The organism is Dolichospermum sp. LEGE 00246 (genome assembly GCF_015207865.1).
In the GTDB taxonomy this organism is placed as follows: domain Bacteria; phylum Cyanobacteriota; class Cyanobacteriia; order Cyanobacteriales; family Nostocaceae; genus Dolichospermum; species Dolichospermum heterosporum.
In genome coordinates, this window is sequence record NZ_JADEWA010000322.1 from 1 (window position 1) to 6,317 (window position 6,317).

General features: G+C 33.1%; 6 protein-coding genes. All 6 read right to left on the bottom strand.

Translation table 11 applies throughout. From position 1 onward, the window contains the following. The coding region (locus IQ228_RS18505) for a hypothetical protein (protein ID WP_193963873.1) at positions 1-883 on the bottom strand (883 nt) is incomplete at its 3' end. A 30-nt stretch (positions 884-913) separates the two neighbouring features. Beyond that, entirely contained in the window at positions 914-1,360 is a 447-nt protein-coding gene (locus IQ228_RS18510; RefSeq protein ID WP_193963875.1) for a hypothetical protein, read from the bottom strand. Continuing rightward, complete coding sequence (locus IQ228_RS18515) at positions 1,332-2,177, bottom strand: DUF4007 family protein (protein WP_193963877.1); 846 nt, start codon at positions 2,175-2,177, stop codon at positions 1,332-1,334. The genes IQ228_RS18510 and IQ228_RS18515 overlap by 29 nt, the downstream gene beginning before the upstream one ends. Before the next feature lie 264 nt (positions 2,178-2,441). Then, entirely contained in the window at positions 2,442-3,638 is a 1,197-nt protein-coding gene (locus tag IQ228_RS18520; protein WP_053538159.1) for a 1-deoxy-D-xylulose-5-phosphate reductoisomerase, read from the bottom strand. A gap of 48 nt (positions 3,639-3,686) precedes the next feature. Continuing rightward, on the bottom strand, positions 3,687-5,180 hold the full coding sequence (locus IQ228_RS18525; RefSeq protein ID WP_193963879.1) for a mannosyltransferase: 1,494 nt from the start codon (positions 5,178-5,180) through the stop codon (positions 3,687-3,689). Positions 5,181-5,464: 284 nt separating this feature from the next. Further along, positions 5,465-6,070 carry a Uma2 family endonuclease gene (locus IQ228_RS18530; protein ID WP_193963881.1) on the bottom strand — a complete coding sequence of 202 codons (606 nt, stop codon included), beginning with the start codon at positions 6,068-6,070 and terminating at the stop codon, positions 5,465-5,467. Positions 6,071-6,317 lie beyond the last annotated feature (247 nt).

Sequence of the window (6,317 nt, forward strand, 5' to 3'; positions counted from 1 at the left end):
TATTAGTAGTACCTTGTAAAGTAAATCCTCCTGAATTAAATGGATCTTTTGACCATGATTGAAGATAAGCATTAAGTTCATCAAATAAAATTAAAATTCCTGAATATTCTGCATCTTGTCCAGAACATAAATTAGTAATTAATTCTTCTAAAATTTCTTCAATCCTTAAATCTGTTTCAAAGTCAATAGCAAAACCTTTATTTAATTGCTTACTAATTTCTTTAACCGTAGTAATTACTCGATAATTATCTTTTTCTAATAACTCAATAATACTGTAAAAATCTCCAAATTGATTTCCAGTTGTGTCTAAAAAAAGATTAGCTTGATTAATTTTTTCATCCGTTAAATTATATAAATATTCAAGAGGTTTTTGACAAAGTTGTTGTGCTAATGAATCAGTAATACCTTCATTTTCTAAAGTTTGACGAATGGATTTTAAAAATATCTGTCTTAAATCTATTCCTTCATCTCCACTAATGCAAATTACTAAATGTTTGGAATTACGTCTTTTATAAGCGGTTAAATCTTCTACTATTCCTTGATGATTTCCTGCTGCAATCTTAATTTGATTTAATATTCCCCCAATTTCAGGACTATTTAATAGTTGTTTAAAATAGTTAGCAGCAACTAAAGCAAAATGAGATTTTCCTTTACCATAATCTTGAACAAATAGATGAATATTCGGTTGATTTATACTATGATAGCTTTTTTGAATAGCATCAAGAACACCTAATGTAGAAGATTTAGGATCATTAGAATCATAATTAAATACAAATCCTTGACACAAAAGTAAATTTTTATCAGCATCAGCCATCATACCAAAATTAACGGCATTGGCTACCATTCCTGATTCATTAATTTTAACTATTTGGTGTAGTTGCATATTTTTACGTCCCTGTTTTAGTTTTATGTTTTATTTAACAATCCTAATCCGTTTTTTATCCCAATTAATGGGATGAGGTTGAGTAGGAAGTAGAATCCATAAAATGCTTTCTAAATGTCTCATACCTCCCAGCTTTTGCCAAAATAAGCTAATAAGACGTGATCTATCAGATGGCGGGTTACTGTAAAGATAAGTTATTAAAATATCTAAGTCTTTTAACAGTACAATTGGTTTGGTAGCATCAGCAGAAATTTGTTTAATAGCATCTAATTCTTCACCTAATTTTTTATCAAGAATTAAAAAGGGACTTTTGCCATTAACACGACTTAGTAAGTTGTCACGATAACTGACAAGTTGAGCATTATTGTTAAATAAAATTTGTTGAATTTCTAAATCGTTAGGATTATCCCACAATAGTAAATGAGGAGAATCAGTTGGTTTAGCATCTTTAAGAGATAGATTGTTTATTGTTAACATAAGCTTTATCCAATAAAGTTAAAGGATCATCCCAACGACGGATAATTTGATAAGGTGAAACTGTGCGTCTTTGTTCAATAATTCCTAAAGATTCTATTCTATTCAGATGTTGTTGTAAAGTTTCAGATTGAATACCTAAAACGGGGATAATTCCCATTTTTTGAGAAAAAATATCCTCAGTTAATACAGAAGTTTCCTGATTAAAATCTCGTTCCCAAAGTTTAGCCAGGAAATAACCTATCAAATAAGAATTAGGAAGCTTAGAATTCCCTGTTTGATATGTATCTGTTTTGATTTCTTTGATAAATTGACAATTAGCTAATGCTTGTTCTTGGGTATATGCTTTTAAAATATACTTGATTCTTTCAGGAATTACTTTATCTGGTTCTTCAAATACAGGAATACTATTTTGAAATAAATCATTTTTAGTAAAAGTTGAATTTTCAGGAAGAAACGTATAAATAAAATAAGTCCACCCTCCCCATTCAGCAGGATTTTCTGGGATTTGATTTAAACCTTGAGTACCAAAACTTAAATAAAAGTGCATTAACCAATCAGTAGTAATTGATTTTAAATAAGGATCATGTTTTAAAACTATTTTTCCTTCTGGACTCAAATAATTATCTTTAACTAAAGCTGCTCTAATTGACCAACTTTTGATTTTACCAACTTTTGCATTACCTAAACCTGTTTTGGTCATGAGATTTGCTAAAGAATCTTTTAAACCTTCCTTCTCCGCAGCAGCGTCAAGTATTCTCTTAATTTCTTCTTTTTTGAGAGGAAAATTACCGTTGAAATGTAGTTGCATCTTAGCCATAGTCTATCAAGTATTGAATGGGATAAAATTTTCAGTGATTTTAGTGAATAAGAATCAATTGTACTCTAAAAACTGCTAGTTAGGGTTGACTGAGGTTGTAATATTCTTAGACCTGTTTGAGTGCCTGTGTTAGTTTTATTATAGTGCTTATTATAACGTTGTAGATAGTCTAATATTCTAATTTTGATGATAATTTACATTTTTTGCTGAAAAACATAATCCTACACCCCACCAAATATGATGAGTGTAGGACTATCTTAATTTTTACCCTACAGAAATTATCTGGGGCTGAATTGCTACCTTTTCCATAGCGGTGAAAACTTCTTGTCTAGCCCATTTATCTGCTGCCAAAATGTCATCTAAAGCGGGATTTTGTTTGTTATCATTTTGATGGCGATCGCACACAAATTCAATACACCGAGCAATATCCAAATAGTGAATTTTCTCATCTAAAAATAACGCCACAGCTTGTTCATTAGCCGCATTTAACACCGCCGGCATAGAACCACCAGCCCTCCCCGCAGCATAAGCCAAACCCATACAAGGATATTTTTGATGATCTGGTTCACGGAAAGTTAAATCACCGGATTTCACTAAATTCAATCTTTCCCAATTAGTGTAAACGCGCTCCGGCCAAGATAAAGCATAAAGTAAAGGTAAACGCATATCCGGCCAACCAAGTTGAGCCAAAACAGAAGTATCTTGTAATTCTATTAACGAGTGAATAATACTTTGAGGATGAATAACAATTTCGATGTTGTCATAATCTACCCCAAATAAATAATGAGCCTCAATTACCTCCAAACCCTTATTCATCAAAGTTGCCGAATCTACCGTAATTTTTCGCCCCATTGACCAGTTAGGATGTTTAATAGCATCAGCAACCTTTACCTCTGGTAATTTTTCCACAGGCCAATCTCGAAAAGCACCCCCAGAAGCAGTCAGCAATATCTTTCTTAAACCATCTTTAGGAACACCTTGCAAACATTGAAAAATAGCGGAATGTTCGGAATCGGCTGGTAATAGTTTCACTCCGTGTTTTTCCACCAAAGGTAGCACCACAGGAGCACCAGCAATGATAGTTTCTTTATTTGCTAAAGCAATATCTTTGCCCGCTTCAATAGCTGCAATGGTTGGAAGTAACCCCGCACAACCAACAATACCAGTAACAACCGTCTGAGAATCGCCATAACGAGCAACTTCTATCACTCCCGCTTCCCCAGCCAGTAAAATGGGTTGAGGATTTAAGTCTTTAATGGCTTCTTTAAGTTCCGGTAATTTCTCAGCAGCAGAAATAGCCGCGATTTGGGGACGAAACTGGCGAATTTGCGCCGCGAATAGCTCCACATTCCGTCCAGCAGCCAATCCCACAATGCGGAATTTATCCGGGTGTTCAGAGACGATATCTAAGGTTTGCGTACCAATCGAACCAGTAGAACCAAGCAGAGTAATAGCTTTCACAATTATTTAATAATTAACGCTAATTTTAAATATAAATTGCTTAGGCTACTAATTTCCCGATTTTTTGAGAACAGAATTGATCTCACGATCTATAATCTGAGTACAAGAACCTGGACGCTTATAAACACAAGTTCCTTGCCAACATTTTTGTAAAGTATAATTCTTATATTGAGATGGTATAGATATATCACCAACAACGTAATTAAAACCTGCTTTTAGTGCTGCAAAATCTGCTATCTTCTCAACTGGAAATATAGGAACATGATGATGAAAATATGTATACCCTCCTGATAAAGCCCAATTAATACCCCAAAGACCAAGACCACAAACAGTATTTTCTTTACTTAAGCTTTGTAAGGCTAATAAATTATTAGTTGCAGCATATAAATGGGTGTTTTCTAAGTCAGTACCAAAGGTAGAAAAATTCAAATTATTATAAATATTAAATCGGCTCATGAGAGCAACAGAAGTGGAAGTCCAAAGGGAAAGACAAATTAATATTGCTATAACTATTTTTTGATGTGACTTCCATTTGCGCGACAAATTTAAAACTAATTCTGCTGTGCCTATTCCTGCTAATATCATCAGCATTGATAATGCTGGATAAATGAACCGATATTCTTTATGAGCTAAGAAACTATGAGACAAGATAATAATTAACGCCGACCATGCCAAAATAGGCAGACGACGTGAACCTATCAGCACAAGAATCATAATCGGCAGAAATAGCCAAGACCAACTTTTTAGCAATAAAATTAAATATTCATACCAAGGAGAAACCCCATAAAGTTTACTTTTACCTTCCACAAGGTTCACCCAAATATTTAACCAAAAAGATTGAAAAGGATAGGACCACGTAAAAGCATCAACAGTTCCAAAAATAAGTATAGGAGCAAAAATTCCTCCTAGCATAGGCAACCACTTTTGCTGCCAATCTTTTCTACAAATATAAATGACAACAAAAGCAATGCAAGGTAATAAATGTATTCGTAATGCCAAAGATATTCCCAACAAACATCCTGATAAAAATAGTCTATTCCTGAGTGGAAATGAATTTTTGTTCAACCCTAAATATATTCCTGGTAACAAAAAATGTGTAGCCACGACTTCAGTAAAAGCTTTAGGAGAAAAGTAAATAAGTTCAAACCAGATAGTACAAATACCCGCACAAATTAAAGCTGTAATTGTTCCCCCTACTTTTTTTCCCCATAGATATGCTAATAAAATATTACTCAAAGAAAGTAGAGACAAAAATATATTACTTCCTATTAAGTATCCAGTAGAACCTTCTCCCAGCCATGCTGTTAAACGCATAATACCTGCTAAAATGGCTGGTAATACCCAAGAGCGAATCCCGTCTCGAAATTCCCAGGTAACAATACCATTACCAAAAGCAAGTCGGTGTGCAGGTTCTAGGGTTTGGAAAATTTCATCTGCCCAAAATATATTAGGAAATCTTAAAGCAACACCAACCCGCAATATTAATGCTAGGAGAATTAGGAGGCTTAATAATAGATTATCTAAGTTAAATTTGCGATTCATCTGTTATTCTAACTAAAAGAAGTTATACCAATTTTATCAGAGGCTGCACAGAATCATGAAATCCATGAATTCATCCGAATTTATCTGCGGTCAATAATTATTAAAATCCTATTCCATGCAGTTTCATCTTAATTTGGTAATAAGTAGGTGAACACAATAAAATCAAACTGTATAAAGAAATGTAAAATCGCCCAAACCCTCTTCACTCTTGCCTTTTGCCTTGCCATAACGACAATTTTCAACACCAACCTACTTATTTCCAGAATATTATGAACAGACAACATTTACCCATTTTTTTCTGTTTCTGCTTGCACAAGTTCAAACTTTACTTTATTGTATAAATCTTGTAAAGAAATTTCAAAAGGTATGGTTTCCAGAGATATGTTTCCATCTTCTGCATCATACTCACACAAAGTCCATCTTTTTTTCCCAGTTTTGAAAAATTGTTCTACATGAATGCGGTTTTGATCAATTAATAGATATTCTTGAAAAGTGGGAATTGTTCTGTAAGCTGCAAATTTATCTTCTCTATCATAACTTTTGGTAGATTTGGATAAAACTTCAATAATTACCTGGGGATTTGTGATTGTATCTGTCCGATTATTGAAAAATTCCGGCTCATCTGCAATAATGATCACATCTGGATAAGTGTATATTAGTTCTTGAGGTATCCATAGACGCATATCACTGTTAAAAACCTCATATTTGCCTTGTTGTCTAAAGGCAAAATTCAGTGTAGCGTAAAAATTACCTGTAATCCGGTTATGATTTATAGATGCACCAGCCGTAGGAATTATTTGTCCGTCAATGTATTCGCTTTTATACTCAGCAGTGGCTTCTAATTCCAGATATTCTTCTGGGGTGTAATATTGCTTTGCTATTAATTGCATATTTTTGATCAGAAAGCGATGTTCGTTAGTTTAACATATCAGTAATAATTATTGATTAAGTTTTTATCTATTAAGTTTCTAATACTTTTCATCTGTTGCATTAGAGATTCAACCAAAGTATGGTAAATTATAATACGTTAGTAATAGTAAACTTTTTACTAAATAGATCAATAATAGTACGGTATTTCCTATTTTTCTTAAAGTAAAATTTACAAAGATAAAAATATCATAATTAATAATCATGAAT